We start from the raw sequence: 1,260 nt of genomic DNA, 5'->3' as shown, positions 1-1,260 counted from the left end.
TCGGCCGACACGATCGGCGCGTCGCCGTGAACCTCGGCCCGAGCGTGGGAAGCGACGAGGCGGATGATCCGCTCGACCTGGGCGGTGTCCATCCGCACGCCTGTGTCGGTGCGGCCCTCGCCAAGTCGGTCAAGGCGCAGGGCCCCGTCGGGATTGACCATGATCTCGATGACACGGGCATCGGCGAGGGCTTCGGCGATTGCCGGCCCCATCGCCGTGCGCAGCATCGCGCGCCGCCGGTCTGTGGAGATGCCGGTGCTCATCGGCCGGACTCCGCGCCGCCGCCGAACCCGTCGGCAATCGTCCGCCGTCCAGCAGCGATCTGCCGTCCGACCTGGGCGATGAAGGCATCGAACCGCTTGGCGGCGATGGCACGGCCAGCTTGATCATTTTCTGCGAGCGGGGCCTGGATTGCCAGCTCGTAGCGGACAAACAGGGCCAGCGTTTCCAGCTGGATATGCCCGTCGCGCTCAAGCCGTCCGATCGCGGTGGTCAGGCGATCGAGCCGGATGCCGAAGCGATCTTCCAGCTCGGATGCGCCGCGCCGGTTGAGCCAGGCGGTGACAGCGTCGGTCAGGATCGCCGATTTGGACGCGCCTGGCTTGGCGGCCAGCGCTTCAAGGCGATCGCTTACCGGTTTCGGCAGGAACAGCTGATGGCGGATCTTCTCGACCATGGTCAGAGGTCCAACTGGAGGTCGCCGGGCCGATGCCCGTTCGAACCATCGGCGCCGGCATCGATGGCGTAGACGGTGCGTGCGGTGCCAAGCGCTCGTGCCTGATCCATCGCGCGCTGATCGGCTGCGGCATCGTCGTCGTCAGCGCCGAGACCGAGCGGATCGGTGGTGACCGGGTCGGGAGTCAGCGGACGATCGATTTCCTGCCCGGGTTGCCTGGCCTGTTCCAAACCTCCGCCAGCATCGCCTCCGACCTCCTCCTCTCCGGCACCGAGACGTGCATCGGTGCCGCGGACGGTGCCGGTCCAAACGTCGGGCCGCGCTGGCGGCCGGTCGGCACAGTCGCCACTCGCCAGCGTCGGCGGTGGCAGCACGCGAGCCTTGAAGTTGCTGTCCTCGAAGTAGCGAAGCTTGGTCGCGCGGATCGGCGGTGTGCCGGCGACGAGGACGAGCTCGTCGGTGGCTGGCAGCTGCATCACTTCGCCTGGTGTCAGGAGGGCGCGAGCTGTTTCCTGCCGGCTGACCATGACGTGCGCGAGCCATGGTGCGAGCCGGTGCCCGGCATAGTTGCGCATCGCGCGCTG

The 1,260-nt window shown here is 68.5% G+C and carries 2 protein-coding genes and 1 pseudogene; all 3 read right to left on the bottom strand.

Annotation, left to right across the window (positions count from 1 at the left end):
• Positions 1-263, bottom strand: a pseudogene (locus tag ACETPF_RS20930) (P-type conjugative transfer ATPase TrbB); the annotation flags it as partial.
• Complete coding sequence (locus ACETPF_RS20925) at positions 260-676, bottom strand: CopG family transcriptional regulator (RefSeq protein ID WP_373936554.1); 417 nt, start codon at positions 674-676, stop codon at positions 260-262. The gene ACETPF_RS20925 and the pseudogene ACETPF_RS20930, both read right to left, overlap by 4 nt.
• A gap of 2 nt (positions 677-678) precedes the next feature.
• Positions 679-1,260, bottom strand: a 582-nt coding sequence (locus tag ACETPF_RS20920) for a type IV secretory system conjugative DNA transfer family protein (protein ID WP_373936553.1), incomplete at its 5' end; no start/stop codon positions are given.

The sequence above is a fragment of the Sphingobium agrisoli genome, assembly GCF_041877245.1.
GTDB lineage: Bacteria > Pseudomonadota > Alphaproteobacteria > Sphingomonadales > Sphingomonadaceae > Sphingobium.
This window is presented reverse-complemented; position numbering and strand designations above follow the sequence as displayed.